The sequence below is a fragment of the Methyloceanibacter marginalis genome, from assembly GCF_001723295.1.
GTDB classification, from domain to species: Bacteria; Pseudomonadota; Alphaproteobacteria; order Rhizobiales; family Methyloligellaceae; genus Methyloceanibacter; species Methyloceanibacter marginalis.
In genome coordinates this window covers 1-2392 of sequence record NZ_LPWD01000069.1, presented here as the reverse complement: position 1 = coordinate 2392, position 2392 = coordinate 1, and the positions used below count along the sequence as shown (strand labels likewise).

3 protein-coding genes are annotated in these 2392 nt (G+C 62.6%); 1 reads left to right on the top strand and 2 read right to left on the bottom strand.

Annotation, left to right across the window (positions count from 1 at the left end; genetic code table 11):
- A partial coding sequence (locus AUC71_RS03340; protein WP_141701408.1) for a tetratricopeptide repeat protein occupies window positions 1-705 on the top strand: 705 nt, incomplete at its 5' end.
- 73 nt (window positions 706-778) lie between these two features.
- Here AUC71_RS03340 and AUC71_RS03335 read toward each other — a convergent pair.
- Both AUC71_RS03335 and AUC71_RS03330 read right to left on the bottom strand, forming a co-directional pair.
- On the bottom strand, window positions 779-1741 hold the full coding sequence (locus tag AUC71_RS03335; protein WP_342021778.1) for a type II secretion system F family protein: 963 nt from the start codon (window positions 1739-1741) through the stop codon (window positions 779-781).
- Window positions 1742-1811: 70 nt separating this feature from the next.
- Window positions 1812-2392 (bottom strand): type II secretion system F family protein (locus AUC71_RS03330; protein ID WP_244500776.1); only part of this gene is annotated, 581 nt, incomplete at its 5' end.

The following is a 2392-nucleotide window of genomic DNA, read 5'->3' as shown; positions in this document are numbered from 1 at the left end:
GCGGCCGAGCTCGGCCGCGTGGCGCTCGAAGCGGGCCGCGTCGACATCGCCAGCCAGGCGCTCAAGTCCGCCGAGTCGCAAGGGGTCACCGACTGGAAGACCCTATCGGCACAAGGAACACTGCACGCCAAGAAGGGCGAGCACGGCGAAGCACAGAAATATTTCCAGGCGGCCCTGGAAAAGAAACCCGACTCCGCGTCGGTGATCAACAATCTCGCGCTGTCCTATGCGCTTGACGGCAAGGCCGAAGAGTCCGAGGCGCTGCTGCGCAAGGCCGCGGAGAACGGCCAGGACGACAAACGCATTCGTCAGAACCTGGCGCTGGTCTTGGGCGTGCAAGGCAAGTTCGACGAGGCTCGCGAGGTGGCCGCCGTCGATATGACGGCGACACAGGCCAAATCGAGCATGTCTTATTTGCGCAACATGTTGGCCAACACGACCGCGGTGGCTTCGAACGAACCATCGACGAAGCAGGCTTCGGCGGAAGACTGGTCCCCGTTCGCCACAAGCGAGCCGGTCCAGGAGGCCGCGCCGGTGAAAGCGGCGGCGGCCGAGGCGCCGCCCGAACGGCAGTTGCCAAAAGTGCAAATGGTGCAGCCCGTGGACGAGGTCGTCGAATCGCCGGCCAAGGTGGCCCAGGCTGAGGCCGCGAAACCGGTCGCGCCGGACGGGCCGATGAACTTGCTAAGGAGCAATATCCAGTAACGCGCTCGCGTTATAGAGACGAGGGAACGAGGGAGGCGCCTTTCGAGGCGCCTTTCTTGTTGGCTGGGCAGGTTTAGTTGCCCTGGATGAGCTGGATCGCCGTCGGCCCGAGAATGACGATAAACAGCACCGGCAGAAAGAACACGATCATCGGCACGGTGAGCTTTGGCGGCAAGGCGGCCGCCTTTTTTTCGGCCTCGGCCATGCGCATCTCCCGGCTCTCCTTGGCGAGCACGCGTAAGGACTGTCCCACGGCGGTACCATAGCGCTCGGCCTGGATCAGGCTCGTGCCGACCGCCCTCACCGCGGAGAGACCGGTGCGCTTGCCGAGATTCTCATAAGCCTGGCGGCGCTGCGGTAGATAGGACAGCTCCGCGGTGGTCAGACTGAATTCCTCGGCGAGCTCGATGGAGCGCCCGCCGATCTCGCCCGCGACCTTGTTCAGGGCGGCTTCCACGGACATGCCGGCCTGCACGCAGATCAAGAGAAGGTCGAGGGCGTCCGGAAAGACGCCCCTGATGGATTTCTGGCGGCGCTGGATAAGATTCGAGATGAAGATGTTGGGGAAATAGAAGCCGAGATAGGCCCCGCCGATGGAAAGAACCAGGCGCACGATGGGCGCGAGACCGAAGTCGTTCACGAAAAACAGATACAGAAAGACAACGGCAAATCCGAAGATCGGCAGGACCGCGCGGAAGAACAGGAAGGCCACGACCGGCGCCTGACCGCGAAAGCCGGCCATCTTCAATCGCTCACGTGTTCCCTCGGTCTCAAGAGCCTTGCGCAGATTCAACTGCTCCACGACCTGCTTCATGAAACTTTTCGGCTCGCGGCGAAGCTTGGCTTGACGCTGGTCCTCGGCCATCGTGGCGAGCCGCTCCGCGCGCAGCCGCGCACGCTCGGTCGAGACATATTTCATGCGGGCGCCAAGGCGATCGCCGCTGAGCAGGGGCATGACCAAAGACGCCACGGTGGCGAACGCCGCGACGGCCGCGAGCACCATGACCACGAGTTCAGGGTCGGTAATATACTGCACGAAAGAGGACATCGATCTCGGCTCGGTTAAAACTCGAAATTGATCATCTTGCGCATGATGAGAATGCCGATCAGCATCCAGGTGGCGCCACCCCCAGCATGACCTGGCCCAGCTTCTCGGTCCACAGCACGGAAACGTAATCCGGCGATATCATGTAAAGCGTCAGCATGACGAGCGGCGGCAGGGATCCGATGATCATGGCCGACGCCTTGGCCTCCGCGCTTAACGACTGGACCTTGGCTCGGAGGCGGTAACGATCGCGCAAGACGCCCGAGAGGTTCGACAGAGCCTCGGCGAGGTTGCCGCCGGTCTGCGCTTGAATAGCGACGACGATGGCGAAGAAGTTCACCTCGGGGAGCGGCATGCGGTCGTGCATGCGCTCGAAGGCTTTTCCGAGCGGTACGCCGACTTTCTGCTGCTCGACAAGACCGGCAAACTCGCTACGGACCGGCTCGGGCGACTCCGCGCCGATGACCTGCATGCAGTCATTGAGCGGAAGACCGGACTTGATGCCGCGCACGACAATATCGATGGCATTGGCAAACTCGGTCAGGAACTTGGCTTGGCGAGATCTGATGCGGCGCGCAAGGAGCCAGCGGGGGAGCCCGAAACCGCAGGCAAACGCGGCTAACAGCGCGATCAGCGGCTTCA